The organism is Streptococcus pantholopis (assembly GCF_001642085.1).
Taxonomy (GTDB): domain Bacteria; phylum Bacillota; class Bacilli; order Lactobacillales; family Streptococcaceae; genus Streptococcus; species Streptococcus pantholopis.
Window position 1 is genome coordinate 1,079,637 of sequence record NZ_CP014699.1, and the last position, 17,726, is coordinate 1,097,362.

12 protein-coding genes, 3 tRNA genes and 1 other RNA gene are annotated in these 17,726 nt (G+C 42.1%); 3 read left to right on the forward strand and 13 right to left on the reverse strand.

Annotation, left to right across the window (positions count from 1 at the left end; translation table 11 throughout):
- Positions 1 to 9: 9 nt before the first annotated feature.
- A complete protein-coding gene (locus tag A0O21_RS05015) occupies positions 10 to 774 on the forward strand; it encodes a hypothetical protein (protein WP_067062227.1) in 765 nt (254 codons plus the stop codon).
- Positions 775 to 816: 42 nt separating this feature from the next.
- On the opposite strand, the gene A0O21_RS05020 is transcribed toward A0O21_RS05015, so the two are convergent.
- Positions 817 to 1,428, reverse strand: a complete 612-nt coding sequence (locus A0O21_RS05020; RefSeq protein WP_162492844.1) for a TVP38/TMEM64 family protein — start codon at positions 1,426 to 1,428, stop codon at positions 817 to 819.
- An 87-nt stretch (positions 1,429 to 1,515) separates the two neighbouring features.
- On the opposite strand from A0O21_RS05020, the gene ssrA reads away from it, so the two are divergent.
- Positions 1,516 to 1,865, forward strand: a transfer-messenger RNA (tmRNA) gene (ssrA, locus tag A0O21_RS05025).
- Between the two features lie 329 nt (positions 1,866 to 2,194).
- On the opposite strand, the gene A0O21_RS05030 is transcribed toward ssrA, so the two are convergent.
- From A0O21_RS05030 to parE, 10 genes are all read right to left on the reverse strand, one after another.
- Positions 2,195 to 3,826, reverse strand: a complete 1,632-nt coding sequence (locus A0O21_RS05030) for a MucBP domain-containing protein (protein ID WP_158511690.1) — start codon at positions 3,824 to 3,826, stop codon at positions 2,195 to 2,197.
- Between the two features lie 460 nt (positions 3,827 to 4,286).
- Positions 4,287 to 4,358 (reverse strand) — tRNA-Arg (locus A0O21_RS05035).
- A gap of 99 nt (positions 4,359 to 4,457) precedes the next feature.
- Complete coding sequence (gene rpsA / locus A0O21_RS05040) at positions 4,458 to 5,666, reverse strand: 30S ribosomal protein S1 (protein WP_067062235.1); 1,209 nt, start codon at positions 5,664 to 5,666, stop codon at positions 4,458 to 4,460.
- A gap of 128 nt (positions 5,667 to 5,794) precedes the next feature.
- Positions 5,795 to 5,866, reverse strand: a tRNA-Gln gene (locus tag A0O21_RS05045).
- A 104-nt stretch (positions 5,867 to 5,970) separates the two neighbouring features.
- Positions 5,971 to 6,051: transfer RNA gene (locus tag A0O21_RS05050), tRNA-Tyr, on the reverse strand.
- 231 nt (positions 6,052 to 6,282) lie between these two features.
- Positions 6,283 to 6,513, reverse strand: a complete 231-nt coding sequence (locus tag A0O21_RS05055) for a DUF2969 domain-containing protein (RefSeq protein WP_067062248.1) — start codon at positions 6,511 to 6,513, stop codon at positions 6,283 to 6,285.
- 161 nt (positions 6,514 to 6,674) lie between these two features.
- The gene (locus A0O21_RS05060; RefSeq protein WP_067062251.1) at positions 6,675 to 7,697 is read right to left on the reverse strand and encodes a branched-chain amino acid aminotransferase; all 1,023 of its coding nucleotides are present in this window, start codon (positions 7,695 to 7,697) and stop codon (positions 6,675 to 6,677) included.
- Positions 7,698 to 7,929: 232 nt separating this feature from the next.
- Positions 7,930 to 10,383, reverse strand: coding sequence for a DNA topoisomerase IV subunit A (gene parC, locus A0O21_RS05065; protein ID WP_067062254.1), 2,454 nt, complete (start codon positions 10,381 to 10,383; stop codon positions 7,930 to 7,932).
- 368 nt (positions 10,384 to 10,751) lie between these two features.
- Positions 10,752 to 11,252 (reverse strand): GNAT family N-acetyltransferase, encoded by a 501-nt coding sequence (locus A0O21_RS05070; protein WP_067062257.1) that lies wholly within the window; start codon positions 11,250 to 11,252, stop codon positions 10,752 to 10,754.
- A 15-nt stretch (positions 11,253 to 11,267) separates the two neighbouring features.
- Positions 11,268 to 13,220 (reverse strand): DNA topoisomerase IV subunit B, encoded by a 1,953-nt coding sequence (gene parE, locus A0O21_RS05075; RefSeq protein ID WP_067062259.1) that lies wholly within the window; start codon positions 13,218 to 13,220, stop codon positions 11,268 to 11,270.
- Positions 13,221 to 13,343: 123 nt separating this feature from the next.
- Here parE and plsY point away from each other — a divergent pair, with 123 nt between their 5' ends.
- On the forward strand, positions 13,344 to 13,985 hold the full coding sequence (plsY, locus tag A0O21_RS05080) for a glycerol-3-phosphate 1-O-acyltransferase PlsY (protein ID WP_067062261.1): 642 nt from the start codon (positions 13,344 to 13,346) through the stop codon (positions 13,983 to 13,985).
- A gap of 121 nt (positions 13,986 to 14,106) precedes the next feature.
- Here the strand turns inward: plsY and A0O21_RS05085 are convergent, their stop codons facing one another.
- Entirely contained in the window at positions 14,107 to 16,302 is a 2,196-nt protein-coding gene (locus A0O21_RS05085; protein WP_067062264.1) for a 5'-nucleotidase C-terminal domain-containing protein, read from the reverse strand.
- Positions 16,303 to 16,447: 145 nt separating this feature from the next.
- Positions 16,448 to 17,719: a dihydroorotase gene (locus tag A0O21_RS05090; protein ID WP_067062267.1), complete on the reverse strand. Its 1,272-nt coding sequence runs from the start codon at positions 17,717 to 17,719 to the stop codon at positions 16,448 to 16,450.
- Between the last annotated feature and the right edge of the window lie 7 nt (positions 17,720 to 17,726).

The window sequence follows — 17,726 nt, forward strand, 5'->3', positions numbered from 1 at the left end:
GAGGGTATAATGTTTACAAAACTTTTAAAATACGAATTTAAATCGGTCGGTAAATGGTATTTTGCTATGAACATAGCTGTTTTGGCTGTTTCAGTGCTGTTCGGACTGACAGCAGCCAAGAAATTTGCCAATCCTGAATCCGATGCCGTTTATTTTACTGTATCAGGGACCAATGGCTTATTTATCGCCTTTTTGTTTTTAGCTTTAGGTATCCTTATTTCTGTGACCTGGATTGCGACTTTATTCATCATTATCAATCGTTTTTCAAAAAATATTTTCGGTCGTGAAGGCTATCTGACACTGACCCTACCAGTTTCAGCACATCAGCTTATTCTATCAAAACTGCTAATGTCATTTATTTGGATTGTCTTTAACAGTTTTGTCTTAGTCATCGGTGTTTTTCTCATTATTTTACCCATTACCGGTCCCAAAGAAATTTTGTCTAATCTGATACTGATTGTTCAGCAGATAACACTTAGCGAATGGCTGCTCTATTTACTTTGGCTTATTTTGGCTATTTTATCAAGCACCTTGATGATATATCTGGCTATTGCTATCGGCCAGCTGTTTTTAGACAAGCGGAAATTAATGGGATTTCTAGCCTACTTCCTTATTTTTATCATTGTTGAGTTAATCAATCAATCCTTTATTGAAACGATTTCTGCTTCCTCTTCTGCATTCTTGACTTATTACATTGTTTGTTATCTCATTCAGATTATCATTTACTATTGGGGAATTTGCTATATTTTGCAAAAGAAAATAAATATTCAATAGACAGATTGGTATTATGAAAAAGTTACCGATTTTTTCAGCCTGTCAGCTGAGAAGAGACTTCAGCAAATCACCGCCAAAAATCCACAAGTAACTGTAGCCGATGATAGAAATCGGTTTAGCCAGCATAATAATAACCAAGAAACGCCCCAGCGACATATTACTCAGACCTGTAATCATAACCATAATATCCGCTGGTGAAATCGGTGAAGCCATGCAGAGGATGAAAAAATTCTCATAGCCCTTTGTCTCCAGCTTTGCCTCATACTTATAAAAAGTAGCTTCTTTGACAAAAAGCAAAACGAACTTCCTGCCGTATATCTTAACAAGAAGAAATAAAATAAAACTGCCAACAATGATGCCAAGGTAATTATAGATAAAACCAAAGAAGGGGCCAAAGATCAGAAAACCAGCAATTGTCGTGATGCCGCCGGGAATAACAGGAAAAACAACCTGCAAAATCTGAATGATAATAAAAATAAAAGGGCCTAAAAATTGGTAACTGTGAACTAAATCTTTTATCGCATTACTGTCATTTAAAATACCCAGACGATAAAGCCAGAACATCAGAAAAAAAGAAGCAATTAAGGCGACCGTTCCAAAAATTTGAATGAATTTCTGAATCATCAGATAGCGTTTTGACATCTTCATAATTATTATCATATCATATGCAGACTTTTTTTGCTATTTGCAAGCTAATCTGTTATACTAAAAATCAGGTGAGGGTATCACCTCCTAAAGCTTGGGGTCGTTACGGATTCGACAGGCATTATGAGATCTGTTTTGCAACTCATCGGCGGATGTAAAACGACCAGTTAAATATAACTGCAAAAAATACAAATTCTTACGCAGTAGCTGCCTAAAAACCAGCCTGTGTGACTGCTGACCAATCGCTTGTGCTGGGAAGCGGTCTTCATTAATAAGCAAGCTACGTTTAGTCATTGTCTGACTGACTGAAAAGAGACCGATAGACTCGCTTAGCTGGGGTTTGAGTTATGTATCACAGCTAAGTTAAAATAAGACATAACCTATAGTTGTAGACAAATAGGTTGGCAGATGTTTGGACGTGGGTTCGACTCCCACCGGCTCCATGACAGCATAAAGCAGGGTGCAGACCCTGCTTTTTTATTATGGCTTCCAACCAGTTTTTCTCTACGAGAAAAACGAAAAAACCGCCAGCTATGCTGGTGGCTAACAAGGCTTCTAGCTTCCATTTATTTTAGCAAAAGGCACCGTCCAGAATATTTCAAATAAGCATCGTTATCAGAGTGTGCTGCTATTTTCGGCATATCATGACCCCAGCTTAATGCAAAAATAAAACAGCAGACCAAAATGGCTACTGTTTTAAAAATAATTTATCTGAACGGCAGAGAAAGACCAGACTTACACTATCAGTAATTTTTATAAAAGGATAGTCTAAAAATCAGCCTCTAAACAGCCTTTTATGAATTTTTGTAAAAAATCCTATTACTGCCAGCATCATAAATAAAAGCGACCCTACTACGCCCAGCGACTTATCCTGATCTCCAGCAGCAGGCAGTTTTTTTGCATTTTGAGGCATCGGCTGAGGGTTTTCTAATTTAGAAGAAGGCGTCTCCTGCTTGGGAGCAGATCCTTCTTTTCCTTCCGCTTTAGGTAAGACTGCTGGTGATTTTGCTGATCCAGGTGCCGAAGTTTCTTGCTTAGGAGGAGCTGCTTGTGATTTTTTTGACTCAGGTGACAGTATCTCCTGCTTTGGATCTTCTGCTTGAGGCGTTTCTGTTTTTGGTAATGGCGCCTCCTGATTTGGATCTTCTTCCTGAGGATCAGTTATTTCTCCTGCTAGCTTGTACACGAATGCCACTGTTCGATCGCCTGGGATAATTTTACCTTTAATCGGATCAACACCAATAAAATTTGGCAGATTTGATTGAATCAGATTTCCATCTTCGCTTACTGTACCAATCGGATACACTCCTTCTTTGACCAAAGTATAAACCTTGTTGCCGACAGTAATTTCAGCTTGCTTTTTATTACTAATATCATAATCGTTTTCTACAGCTTGATTTTCTATCGCCGTCTCAGTCCTCAGAATTGCACCTGTTTCATCAACATACCAAATCTTAACTGAGCCAATTTCACTATGTCTAGTATAATAATAGGCAACTTTTGGGGCTTCTTCCCCAAAAACACCTTCCTCTTGGCCTTCAGTGCTTTCTTCATTTAAAACCCATTTCACACCATTTGCATCAATGATACTTTGAGGACGAACTGCTTTAGTATCATATCTCGTGCCAATATCTCCTTGCAGGATTTCCTGACTTTCTACTGTTTTCCCCGATTCTGTTTTTCCTTGAAGCAATGCAAGCTTACCCTTTTCAAAGCTGAAATACTGAATATAAACATTGCCCATTTCTGTACTTTGTGGTGTCTCCTCCTTAGATTCTGGACTTTCCGCTTTTGGATTATCCCCTTCGGGAGCCCGCTGGATTTTTTGTGTTACAGAACCTAAAAAATCCACTCCTTCTTCCCCAGAAAAAGCTGTAGCAATAAGAATTCCTCCATTTCGAATATCACTAAGCAAAATAGTTATCTTCCCTGTTTCATAATCAACAGAGGTTTTTTCACCATCACCATGCCACTTCCATTTTCCGTTTTCGAGAGCTAGAATTAATTCTTTCATTCCCGTTCCCACCAACGATTCAGGGGTATAGGTCACTATAAATCTTGTTGTCTTTGGCGGCGGTGTTACACTAACGGAATTATTAGTCAATTCTAGTTTGGGTGTTTTGGGCTCCTCCTGATTTTGTTCAGCTACTGGAGGCAGTTCTTCATCTAAATTTGCTTCTGCATTCAGAATCTCTGCTTCCGGTGATTTTTCCTTTGGTGCTGATTGATTAACCATCTGAGACGGTATAGGTTCTAAATTTTCCCCCTCTCTGCTGGCAGTCATAATTTCTTGCTCATGACTGTCATTAAGAGAAAGTATCTGAGATTCAGCTAGATTGCCAGTATCCTCTTTTGCTCCAACTTCCTCTTCATCAGTTGCACTCGTTTCATGATTATCTACTTCCATAACTTGGGAAGTCATTTCGAATCCAGCCGGCTCAGTAATTTCGTCTGCTTTTACCGCAGCATAAGGGAACAGCACTGCTGCAGAGAAAAGCAAGCTGCTTTTTAGTAATAACTTCGACGCTCTACTCATTGCTTTCTTATCTTCATCCTTTCATTAATAAATGCCTGCCATAGGCAGAAATGTTAGATATTTTCTAGGATAAGTATAGCAAAACCGTCTACAGACTTTCTGATTATCGTCTGTTTTTTATCTGTTTTTTATAACAGATAAAAAACAGAGTGTTTTAATGGCCTGATAAATTTTTTGAATTATTCTTAGATTCTCTCGTTTTCCTGTTTGAATGAAGCTAAACGCTATCCGTTTTTTTTCAGTTGAGCCGTACTTTATTAGTCGTTTAAATAAAGCCAAAAATAAAAACTTAAAAGCAGACATCTGCTTTTAAGTTTTTAAATTAACCAAGTCCATCTTGAGGGAATCGAACCCCCATTATAAGAACCGGAATCTTATGTGATATCCATTACACTAAAGATGGATAATAAAGAGCTATTAAAAAATGCTAACTCCAAACAGTCTTGAATAAACAGGACTTAAAAAGGCCGTCGGCCTTTTTAAGTCTGATTATCAGCTTAACTTACAGTTCAATATCGCCAAACAAATCCGCCATTGAAAAACCTGTTTGTGTTTCCGGAAGCTCGTAATCACGCTTTTCCTGCCGTTTTTGGCGACGAGGACGCGATTTACGCTTATTGTCATTATTATTTTCTCCTTCAGCCGGTGCAGGTCGCTCTTCAAGCGCTTTGATAGACAATGAAACCCGTTCATCAGCAGCATTCACGTCAAGAACTTTAACTTTAACATCCTGACCAACGCTAAGAACATCTTTAGGGTCTTCAACGCGCTTGTGCGAAATTTGAGAAATGTGTACAAGGCCATCAATACCAGGCAAGACTTCAACGAAAGCACCAAAATCTGTCAGACGTTTCACTTTTCCGTCAATGACATCACCGGCAGCAAGCTTCTGTTCCACTCCATCCCATGGACCAGGTGTAGTTGCTTTAAGAGAGAGAGAAATCCGACCTTCTTCTTCGTCGATCGCAAGAACTTTAACGTTAATCTCCTCACCAACCGTAACAACTGATTTTGGTGAAACATTACGCTCATGAGACAGTTCAGTCACGTGAACAAGTCCATCAACACCGCCTAAGTCAATGAAAGCTCCAAAACTTGTCAAACGTGCAACAGTTCCAGTCACTACAGCACCAACTTCCAGTTTTGAGAATACTTCCTCACGTGCTTTGGCAGCAGCTTCTTCAACAACATCACGCCGTGACAGAATAAAACGATTTTCAGCCGGATCAATTTCTTTAATCTTCGCATCAATATCCTGTCCAACAAACTTTTCTGTGTTGCGAACAAAACGCGTATCAAGCATAGAAGCTGGAATAAATCCACGCAGACCCTCAAATTCAACTGAAAGTCCGCCTTTGACAGCACGTGTTCCTTTTACAGTGACTACTTCGCCTTCACGTCCGATCAGCTTATCCCATGCTTTACGTGCTTCTAACCGTTTTTTAGAGACCAGAAAGGTCACGGTATCAGTATCTTTTCCAACAACCTGACGCAAGACAAGTACTTCAACTCTATCTCCTTCTTTGACATAATCGTTAATATCTGCATCACGATCATTTGTCAGTTCGCGAAGAGTAAGCACGCCTTCGACTCCAGTACCGTCAATAACCACATTTGCCTGTTCACTGTCAACAGCTAAAACTTCCGCGGTAACAATATCACCAGGGTTGACTTCATTGACACTGTTTAGCAAATCTTCAAATTCATTCATTCTAACAAAATCCTCCAACAAAAGCTAGCCCAGCTAACTTTTGATAACAATATATTTTTTTCAAGGTAACCCGCAACGACAACATATTTTTATCTTTGACGGTCTCAGAAGTACTCTGATACCTTTAACTGGGGTAGCTGGATTCGAACCAACGCATGAGGGAGTCAAAGTCCCTTGCCTTACCGCTTGGCTATACCCCATTTTTAAATCCAAGACAGGTATCCGGATCAAATAGCAGCTAATCTTTGATGAAAAATTTCACTTAGCTTTCACTGCATATTTTCAACGCTTTACCATCTTGACATGGAAGGGGAGGGATTCGAACCCCCGAACCCGAAGGAGCGGATTTACAGTCCGCCGCGTTTAGCCTCTTCGCTACCCTTCCATTCCGTAACAACGAAGTCTATTCTATCATAGTTTTACCGAACTTGCAAGCCTTTTTAACATAGTAGAGCTCTTAAATTCAAAATTTCCGAACATTCCTTCTTATGCTAAAAAGACTGCATAATGCGAGGGCCTGCACCAGTCTGAATCCTGTATTGCAAAGCTTATCATTAAACTAATTGAAAAATGAAAATATGATGTCATTTTCATTTCAGTGTGATGTCTTTTCGTATCAATGATTTAAATTATAATTTTCAATAATATTTTCAACTGCTTTTTCCAGCGATTTAAAAAAAATGCTTATTTCGCCCTTTTCAATGACAGCAAATTTACCATCAATCTCTGCAATCTCGCCGATACTTTTTTTACCTATTGTCAAGCGGTAGCCAGTCACTGGACTGCCGCTGACCTGTACTTGACTGTCTGCCAATTCAACAGCAATTTTTTTATCTTTTTTACTCATAAAACTTGTCCTTTTCTATTGATAAATTTAAAAACATCAAGCATATAAGTCCTCTTTAGTATAGACCTTTTTTCAGACTCTGCCATGTTTCAAAACCATCTGTGTTTCCTTTTTTAATTTTACACAAATTTAAAAAAGCTTGCAAGAGCAAGCTTTTTCTTTTATTCCACTTTAGTAATCCAGCCTTTTGGTGCAACAATGTCACCAAACTGAATCCCGACCAGTTCATCATAAAGCCTGCGAGTAATCGGACCGACCTCTGTCTCACTGTAAAAGACATGCAGTCTGTCTTTAAACTGGATACCACCAATTGGTGAGATGACAGCAGCCGTTCCACAGGCACCGGCTTCAGTAAAGCGATCCAAATCAGCAATCGGAACATCGCCTTCTACAGCCTTTAAGCCGAGACGCTCTTCAGCCAAGTAAAGCAAAGAATACTTTGTTACAGAAGGCAGGATGGAAGGGCTTAAAGGTGTCACAAATTCATTGTCTCTGCTGATGCCAAAAAAGTTAGCTGAGCCGACTTCTTCTATTTTAGTGTGTGTGGCCGGATCAAGATAGATAACATCGGAAAATCCGGCAATATGGGCCTTGTCTCCAGGCAAAAGACTGGCGGCATAGTTGCCGCCGACTTTTGCTGCACCAGTACCGTAAGGCGCTGCTCGGTCAAAGTCTTCGGCTACGATAAAATTGGTCGGTGTTAAGCCTCCTTTGAAATAGTTGCCCACAGGCATAGCAAAGACTGTGAAAATATATTCTTCTGCTGGTTTAACACTGATACTGTCTCCTACACCGATCAACAAGGGTCTCAGATATAAAGTTGCCCCTGTTCCGTAAGGAGGTACATATTCAGCATTTGCTTTGACAACTGCTTTACAGGCTTCGATAAATTTTTCAGTTGGAACTTGAGGCATGAGCAGACGGTCAGCGGTTTTTTGCAATCGTTCAGCATTTTGGTCCGGCCTAAAGAGCTGAATGTCTCCTGCTTTGGTCCGATAGGCTTTTAAGCCTTCAAAAGCCTGCTGGCCATAGTGAAGAGCCGGTGAACTTTCCGAAATGTGCAGAGTGGCATCCTGGGTCATCTGGCCGTTGTCCCATTCTCCGTTTTTATAATAAGAAATATAGCGCTCCGGAAGTTTAAGGTAGCCAAATCCTAAATTTTCCCAGTCAAGATCTACAGTCATTTAAAAAACCTCTTTCCTCATTTTTTTCTATTTTACCCTTTTTTTGTTATTTTTCAAGTCTTTTCATAAAATTCTGAAAATTGCACATTTAAAAACCAAATAAACTCCCGCTCTTCTCCTGAAGCACAGCCATCAAACTGTCTAATTTTACTGCGGGGATTATTTAAGAAAAACAGCTTACTCTGGCTGCTTTTTCAGCAGACAAAAATAAGCTGTTTTTGCAAAAATCACTTTATTTAATTTCTGCAGAGAGCACTTCATCCGAAATGGTATCAGAAATGAAGGAGCCGTTGCTGCTGCGCTCCGAAAACGGCAGATCTTCCAGGATGACATCATAGGTTTTTCCGCTTTTTGAGATAATCTCAAGTTTTTCTGGCTCTTCTCTCTTTTCTGGCTGCACACTAAATAAATCAAGTGATGGATCGCCTGCAGAATGAATCGGCCCAGCTAAAAAGACACGGTGAGGTTTGGCTTTTAGTTCACGCAGCACTTGCAGACCGCGGTTAGCTCGGCTGGTTGAAGGAATGAGAGAGACAGCCATCCGTTTCAGACTCCCTCTTTGTGTCAGCAAAAAGATGCTTTCAGCACTAAGGATAAAGGCACTGGCTAGACTGTCGTCTTCTTTTAAGTTGATTGCCTTAACGCCAGCTGCTTTTCCGCTCAAAACGGGGACATCGCCGATATTGAAACGCAGCGCATAGCCTTTACGAGTAATCAGCATGATATCATCTAAAGCAATAGGGGCAACTGCAATAACACGATCGTCTTTATTTCTTAATTTAGCAAACTGACTGGATTTAGACCGGTAGGTCCGCCAGGGAGAAATCGCCTGACGTTCCAGCCGTTTAATCTGGCCCAGTTTTGTAACTGCAAAATAGGTAGCTGCATCAAAATCATCAATAATTTCTGCATAAACTACCTGCTCATCACTTGCAAAATTCGTAATAGTCTGTGACAGGTGCTCACCGATCTCTTTCCAGCGGATATCTGTCAGCTCGTGAACAGGCCGGTAAATCAAATTGCCGAAATTGGTGAAAATCAGCAGATGCTGAGTCGTTTTAGCTTTTTGGACTAAACTGACAGAATCATCATCACGTTTCCCCATCTCATCCAGATGAGAAGATTTAAAGGAGCGGGGGCTTGTGCGTTTGAGGTAGCCGCTTCGCGTTACGCTGACAAAGGTTTCTTCTTCAACAATCAGGCTGGCCAAATCAATTTCCAAAGCCTGTGTTTCAGCCTGCAGTTCTGTCAGACGCGGCTTGGCAAATTTTTTCTTCACTTCACGCAGTTCACTCTTCATCACACGGTAGAGAGTCGCCTCGTCCGCAATAATTGCTTTCAAAGTCGTAATACGTTCTCTGAGCTCTGCTTCTTCGTTTTCAAGAGTAACAATATCTGTATTAGTCAAGCGATAGAGCTGCAGATTGACAATAGCTTCTGCCTGCTCTTCTGAAAAATCATAACTGACTTTGAGATTTTCCTTGGCATCAGCCTTATTTTCGGATGCCCGAATAAGAGCAATAATATCATCTAAAATGGAGATGACACGAATCAGCCCTTCAACAATATGAAGACGTTTTTCGGCCTTTTCCTTATCAAATTTAGAGCGGGCTACAATGATGCTTTTGCGGTGGACGATGTAGCTGCTCAGCATCGGAATCAGACCGACCTGACGCGGTGTGTAGTGGTCAATCGCCACCATATTGAAATTGTAGTTAACCTGTAAATCCGTGTATTTGAATAAATAGTTTAAAATGGTTTGTGCATCAGCCTCTTTTTTCAGTTCAATAGCGATACGCAAACCATCCCTGTCTGATTCATCCCGAACTTCTGCAATGCCCGGAACTTTGTTATTCAGACGGATATCATCAATTCTTTTGACCAAAAAAGCTTTATTCACTTCATAGGGGATTTCTGTCGCAATGATTTGCTGCCGACCGCCGCGAAGATTTTCGATGTCAGTTTTAGAGCGCACAACAATTCGGCCCTTCCCGGTTTCATAGGCCTTGCGAATCTCATCTTTCCCTTGGATAATGGCTCCTGTGGGAAAGTCCGGTCCGGGTAAAAATTCCATCAGCTTATCTAACTTAGCTTTTGGGTGGTCGATCATATAAATCGCAGCATTAATCACTTCAGCTAAATTATGCGGCGGGATATCGGTGGCGTAGCCTGCTGAAATTCCTGTTGCACCGTTAACCAAAAGGTTGGGGAAGGCTGCTGGTAAAACCGTTGGTTCTTTTTCAGTATCATCAAAGTTCCAAGCCCAAGGCACAGTTTTCTTGTCAATATCTTGGAGCAGAAACCCTGCAATTTCAGATAAACGGGCCTCGGTATAACGCATGGCTGCAGGCGGATCACCGTCCATAGACCCGTTATTGCCGTGCATCTCTATCAGCCTTTCACCATTTTTCCAGTCCTGTGACATACGGACCATGGCATCATAAATAGAAGAATCTCCATGCGGGTGGAAATTCCCCATAACATTTCCGACTGATTTAGCCGATTTACGGAAGCCTTTGTCGTGCGTATTGCCATCTTTATTCATTGAATAGAGAATCCGGCGCTGGACAGGTTTAAGCCCATCACGAATATCAGGGAGCGCACGCTCTTGAATGATGTATTTGGAATAGCGTCCGAAGCGCTCTCCCATAATGTCTTCTAAAGACATGTTTTGTACATTGCTCATAATTTAAGATACTAAGGGCGTTATACAGACAAAGTCAAAACAAGAAACTGACCAAAGACGCTGGCGTCTAGGGAACAGTTGCTTTTCATACAGTCTGCGGCCCGCATTCAGTTCCTTTCATTAGGTTAAAAAGGTGATTTAATAGAAATTCATTTGTCATTTTGTATAAAATCAAGCGGATAAAAGTCACAGATATCCTATGCTGAAAAAACCTCTCACAGCTTATGCCAAAATCTTCGCGGTGATGACTGGAAGGGAGAACAACAAATATTCGGTAAAAGGTAGATTCTGCTAAATTAAGCACTGCAGCCAGAGAACAGGAACAATTTTAACTCTAACTATTTTCCTCCGATAGCGCAGGATCTTGCTCAATCTTCAAGCCATTTTTCATAGGATAAGGCATAGGCTGTAAATCCGTTACGCTTGTAAAGATATTTTGCACCGCCATTCCATGAATAGGCATGAAGTTTGACTCGCCGAATTCCGGAAGCTTTCAGCCAATTTATACAGGCATTCAGCAGCATTTGGCCAATCCCCTGACCTCTGGCGGATTCAACAACAAACAGTTCATCAATTAAGCCTGTTTTGCCTGTTCCATTGTCTGCAGTAGCTTCTTCATCATATATCCTTGCCAGGCCGTAGCCCACAACTGTTTGATGGTATTCGGCCAAAATAATATATGTAAAGCCATCATCTTTATTTTCAAAAGTCTCAAGCGCCCGTCTTTTAATATTTTCAAGAACGCGCCCGTAGTCATCATACTTTGATTTTTCCTCATGTCTCTGTCTATTAAACTGACTTAAGTCAGAGGTTAATTCAAGAAAAATTTCTTTATCATTTTCACAAATTTCACGAATTTTAACTGACATACTATTTCCTTTTTATTAAAAGACAGTTGATTCTTCCAGCGTGAACTTCACATTGTCTTCAATCCATTTGCGGCGCGGTTCGACCTTGTCACCCATCAAAACAGAAACGCGGCGTTCGGCACGGGCTAAATCATCAATAGTCACCTTAATAAGTGTTCGGCTGTCAGGATTCATAGTCGTTTCCCAAAGTTGGTCAGCATTCATTTCCCCAAGACCTTTGTAACGCTGGAGCTGAGCACCTTTACCGAATTTTTGGCGGAGTTCTTCCAGTTCTTGGTCAGTCCAGGCATACTCAACAATTTCTTTTTTTCCTTTACCCTTGCTCATCTTATAAAGTGGCGGAAGAGCAATATAAACATGGCCAGTTTCAACCAAAGGGCGCATGTAGCGATAAAAGAAGGTCAACAGAAGAGTTTGAATATGAGCTCCGTCAGTGTCAGCGTCGGTCATGATGATGATTTTATCGTAATTGGATTCTTCCACTTTGAAATCGGGGCCAACGCCGGCGCCAATCGTGTAAATCATCGTGTTGATTTCTTCATTTTTGATGATATCGGCCATTTTAGCCTTGGCTGTATTAAGAACTTTGCCGCGCAGAGGCAGAATGGCCTGAAATTTACGATCCCGTCCCTGTTTAGCAGAACCGCCGGCTGAGTCACCCTCAACCAGATATAATTCATTTTTCTTGGGGTTTTTGGACTGAGCTGGTGTCAGTTTCCCAGAAAGCAAGCCCTTATCTTTTTTACTTTTACGGCCGTTCCGCGATTCATCACGGGCTTTTCGAGCCGCTTCACGGGCATCACGGGCTTTGATTGCCTTTCGAATGAGGTTTGACGCAGTTTCTCCATTTTCCAAAAGAAAATAGGTTAATTTTTCAGAAACAATACTCTCAACCAAGGGGCGGGCTAAAGGGCTGCCAAGTTTATCTTTGGTCTGCCCTTCAAACTGGAGGTGTTCTTCCGGAACCAGAATTGATAAGACAGCTGACAAGCCTTCACGGTAGTCCGCTCCATCAAGATTTTTGTCCTTTTCTTTAAGCAAACCAGTCTTTCGCGCATAGTCATTCATCGCCTTTGTAATCGCCGATTTCAGGCCTGTTTCATGCGTTCCGCCGTCCTTAGTCCGGACATTATTGACAAAGGACAAGATATTATCCGAAAAACCATCATTATACTGAAGTGCGACTTCAACCTGAAACCCCTGCTCCTCGCCCGAAAAGAAAATAACCGGTGTCAGTGTTTCCTTATCTTCGTTCAGATAGGCGACAAAGTCCTGAACGCCGTTTTCATAGTGAAAAGCAAGGTGCTCATCAGCTTCCCCTGAACGCTTATCAGTCAGGGTCAGAGTCACATTTTTTAAAAGAAAAGCCGATTCATTAAGACGCTCAGCAATGGTATTAAATTTAAAATCAACGGTAGAAAAGATGCCTTCATCAGGCATAAAGGTCACCTTAGTTCCAGATCGTGATTTTGGGGCTGTTCCGACTTTCTTTAAACCGCTGACTGCCCGGCCGCCATTTTCAAACCGTTGGCGGTAAACAGCACCGCCCCTGGTAATCTCAACTTCAAGCCAGCTGGATAAGGCATTGACAACCGATGAACCAACACCGTGCAGACCGCCTGAGGTTTTATAGCCTCCTTGGCCAAATTTGCCTCCAGCATGAAGGACAGTGAAAATAACTTCCACAGTCGGAATACCCATAGCATGCTTACCGACCGGCATTCCTCTCCCCCGATCTGCTACAGTCACGCTTCCATCCTGATTAATGGTCACGTCAATTCTATCACCAAAACCGGAGAGTGCTTCATCAACAGCATTATCGACAATTTCCCAGACAAGGTGGTGAAGGCCGGTGGTATCCGTTGAGCCGATGTACATCCCCGGACGCTTGCGAACAGCGTCCAGACCTTCCAGAACCTGAATGGCATCATCATTATAATTATTAATAGTTATTTTTGTCTTAGCCATTATGACCTCCGAATTTATTCATCTTTTTTATCTTACAAGTTTTTTTAAAAATTTGCAAAATAATTTTTCAGAATGAACAAAAGATTTCTATTGCTCCTCTTTTTCTATGCTATAATAGAAAATATGAATGTATTGTTTTTTATGATAATCGCTTATTTGCTGGGGTCGATTCCCAGCGGTCTTTGGATCGGGAAAATTTTTTACGGTAAAAATCTGCGTGATTACGGCAGCGGCAATACCGGAACAACCAATACCTTTCGCGTGCTCGGCGTGAAAGCAGGCAGCATCACCTTTGCTGCAGACTGTCTGAAAGGGACTGTAGCAACTGTTCTGCCGATAATGTTTGGTGTCACACAGTTTTCACCCATTGTGATTGGAGCTTGCGCTATCCTTGGCCATACCTTTCCAGTTTTTGCAGGATTTAAAGGCGGAAAGGCTGTTGCGACCAGTGCCGGAGTGCTCTTAGGATTTGCGCCACTTTACCTGCTCTTTTTACTGGCTGTTTTTTTGATTGTCCTTTACCTTTCAAGTATGATTTCACTGGCCAGCATCATCAGTGCCTTAGTCGGTATTGTAACCACCCTTGTCTTTCCGGCCTTTCATTTTTTACTGTCCGGCTATGATTTCTTTTTTACTGTTATCATTATTGCAGTGGCCAGCCTGATTATTGTTCGTCATAGAGAAAATATCAGCCGTATCAGACAGCATAAAGAAAATCTCGTCCCCTGGGGACTTAATATAACCAAACAAGAGCCAAGAGCCTAATGAAAATAGGTGAGCAATGCTCATTTAAGAAAAAAGCGGAAGAGATGGTTTAATACCTGACCTTTTCCGCTTTTTATTTGGTTAACAATTTTTTAAGAAAAACCTTCCAGTCGTCTTTTTACTACTGCTGCCTTTTTCGGTATGAGTCGCGCCTGCTGCCATAAAGACCGGAAAAAATGAGAAGAACACCTACAACAATAATAACAGTAGACCTCCTATCGCCACTATTTGGCAGAAGACCGTCCTTATATTCTGCTGCAGGTAAGGTGCATTTCACAGGGGAAGAAGGTCTTATTTCAGGAGCGACTAGGTCCGAGGAATCTGCTGAAGCTAGAAAAACTGATGCCTCTGCAAATCCCTGCAGCTGTTCTGCTGCTACAGCAGAAGGCTGGGCCAAAACATTTCTCGGATAGAAAGGTCTCTCTGCCTCTTCAGCTTCATCCTGGCTGATATTCTGGGCTATATACTGAGCTCTGGACAGGGAAATCAAACGGGAATTAGGGTTAATATCAGTATACTGAGTCAAATCAGCCTGAGCTAAATAAGCGGCAAACACTTCATCGAGACTCGGGCCTTCTTCGCGTGCGCCACCAAGCATGGTATAGCCATCTCCGCCGGCAGCCAGAAAGTCATTAGTTGCTAAGTAATACCTTGCCATCAAATCGAGCGGCTTATAGCTGTTGCTTAAAGGATCCCAAACGCTGATAGCCAAAATCCGATTGGCAGGCTCTAAGTTAGTGTCATAATAAACCGTCACACCGGCAGCCTGCAGGAAACCGCCGCTGGGCTCAAGTAAGGGCTGGCCGTTTTCGTCAAAAACAGGGCTGCCATCAGGAGAGGTCTGTAAAATCGAACCAAGCGACTGCACAAACATATCGTAAATATCCTGTCCGCTAACCTCAATTTGAGAAATAATATTGCCAAAAGGCAAAACAGCAATAGTATCCCCCTTAGTTACCGGCTCTCCTGCTTTGATGGTCTCTCTTAAACCGCCGCCATTCATCACCGCTAAGTTGGACTGGTGAGTAAAGCCGGTCTGTCCGTAATCTAAGAGAGCATCAGCAACTGCATTCCCTAAGTTAGTCTCGCGGACACGAACGTTCATGCGATCTCCGTTTAACTCTACCGGACTTTCTGAGATGATGACTGCTGATGTTTCAGCTTCATATTTAGCTTCAATCTCCGAGATTAAAGCAGCAATGTCAGGGTCCGGAGAAACAGACTCTGCTTCTGCTGCACTGATAACCCCCGCTGACAGCACTCGGTCTGCATTCAAAGTCACAAGACCGACATTATTGAGGTAACTACCAGTCTGATTGTAAGTAACATTACCGTAACTTGCTGTTAAGACCGTGTGGGAATGGCCATCAAGTACCAAGACGGTTTTCCCCTGCAAGAGCTCATTATCGGCAAGAGCCTGAGCCAAAGCTGTTCCCTGCCAATGAACAGGGGTAGTCGTATCAATCCCCAGATGAGCCAAAATGACATAATGGCTGTAGGTCTTGCCTTCTGCCCGTGCATTAGCTTCAAGCTGAGCAATGACCTGATTGACCTCAGTAATAGGATCAGTAAATGTGATACCCACTACATTATTGGGATGGGTTTTGGTAGCTGTTTCCGGCGTTGTGACACCGATAACAACGAATTCATCCCCTGAAACAGTATCATCCATATCAATAACAGTGGCTGCTTCAAACAGACGAACGCCATCGATATAAACATTAGAACTGATAATAGGGAAGGTCAGTTTTTCACTTAAATTCAGCAGCTGATCGAGTCCAAAATCAAATTCATGGTTGCCTAAGGTCATAGCGTCAAATCCGATAGCATTGAGAATATCCGCCATATCCTCTCCTTGGGAGCTGTTAGAAATCGGAAGGCCTTGAAACACATCTCCCGAATCAAAAACCAATGTTTTTCCTTGACTGCGGGCCTGATTGACAATCGCAGCCAGCTTAGCATCTCCAATGACACCGTCAGCCTCCTGCATACGCCCATGGACATCATTCGTATGGATAATAGTCACTTGACTATTGTCAGCCTGAGCAGCAGCCGGCAAAGGGGAGTCGTTTCCATCAGACTGGCTGCCCGCTTCAGGATTATCTGTTATGAGCTGATTAGCTTGAACTTCCGGACCTTTCGTCTCAGCTGCAGGGCTTTCAGTATTTTCTGCAGAGATAGCTGCCGGAAGACTGTCTGTATTGGCTATTTCTGTTGCTCCAGTATCAAAATCGGCCCAGACAGGCTGCACCTGTAGGACAGGCAGCAACAGAAATAAACTCACAAAGACAGAAATAACTAAATGTTTCTTTTTCATTACCTCTCCTTCCTAAAATCTTTCGTTTATTATACTATTTTTCTGAGCTTTTGAAAACGTTTTTAAAGATATTGTTTCGTTACAAATTCATTAAAAATCTTCTTAGCTTAAAGCAAAAGCGCGGTCATAAAACCGCGCTTTTGCTTCAGGCCTGCTTATAAACAAGCTGCCCCTCACAAATAGTATATTTTACAGTTCCTATCAGCTTTTCGCCAATAAAAGGAGAGTTGGAGGCTTTGGAAGCAAATTTGTCAGTAACCGTCCGTTCTTCTTGGTCAGAGAAAATAACGATATCTGCAGGACCATCTTCAGCAAGATAGCCCGCATCGAAATGATAAAGCGAAGAAGGATTAACAGTCATCTTAGCTAGCAGATCAGGCAAGCTCAGCTCACCACTGGCGACTAGGTAGGTCAAACCGAGCGATAGTGAGGTTTCAAGACCAGTCATACCAGAAGGCGCTTTTCTTATATCAGTCACATTTTTCTCATCACTATGATGGGGAGCATGGTCAGTTGCGATAATTGAAATAACACCGGACTTAAGTCCCTCAATAACAGCCTGACGGTCGCTCTCCCTGCGCAGCGGAGGATTCATTTTAGCCGCGGCACCTTTTGTCAGCAGCAGGTCTTCTGTTTTAGAAAAATGCTGAGGTGCAGCCTCTGCAGTGATTTCAGCTCCCAACTGCTGAGCAAATTCCACTACCTTTACAGACTCTGCCTTTGATAAATGCTGAATATGCAGATGAGCTCGGCGATCATAAGCAATCATAGTATCACGGGCAATCATACTGTATTCAGCAAGACCTGTTGCCCCACAAAAATGAAACTGATCTCGGGCGATGTCTTCATTAAAACCAAGAATACCATTAAGCTCCGGATCTTCTTCATGCAGAGCGATAAAAGTGCCGTTTGCTTTGGCTAAATCTAGAGCATCCTTAACAACTTTAGCGCTTTGAAGGGGAATACCATCATCTGAAAAAGAGACTGCTCCAGCGTCTAAAAGGGCTTTGAAATCTGTCAGATGCTGGCCGTCAAAGTTCTTAGTAACTGTTGCATTTGTGTAGATATGAATATTTTCTTTAGCAGCACTGGCCAAAACATCTTTTAGTGTTTCAACATCAGAGATGGTGGGATGAGTATTTGCCATCATGACAACAGTTGTAAAGCCGCCAGCAGCAGCGGCTAAAGCACCTGTATGGATATCTTCCTTATGAACTTGCCCGGGTTCACGGAAATGGACATGAATATCGACTAGGCCCGGTGCCACTACCAGCCCTGCTGCATCAATAACATCGGCACCTTCGATTTCAATATGCTTAGCAATCTTTACGATTTTTGGGCCATCAATCAGCACATCGCAAACCTGATCAAATTGCGATTTAGGATCAATCACACGGCCGTTTTTAATGACTAACATCTTTTCT